A 448-nucleotide genomic window follows, 5' to 3' on the forward strand; every position below is an offset into this window, starting at 1 on the left:
TGGGGATCGTCAATTCCAATATGATGTTTCAAATCTGTCTCTTATACACATCTAGATGTGTATAACCTGTTGCTATACTACAGGTAGAAACCCCAATTACATAATGTAAGATCTGTCTCTTATACACATCTAGATGTGTATAAGAGACAGATCGAAGAGTCTTTTTAACAAAACAATTAGCAAATAAGTTGTTTTTTCTAATTTTTACCGTTGACTATCATTGAACCTGTTGCTATACTACAGGTAGAAACCCCAATTACATAATAAAAGACCTGTCTCTTATACACATCTAGATGTCTATCATTGAACCTGTTGCTATACTACAGGTAGAAACCCCAATTACATAATAAAAGACTGTTACCAATAGGGCAGAACTTACGAAAAAGACACATCTAGATGTGTATAAGAGACAGGGTAAATGAAGAGGACTCTTTGCGAAGACTAAAAA

The sequence above is a fragment of the Enterococcus sp. 3H8_DIV0648 genome (assembly GCF_002140655.1).
Classification (GTDB): Bacteria; Bacillota; Bacilli; order Lactobacillales; family Enterococcaceae; genus Enterococcus_A; species Enterococcus_A hulanensis.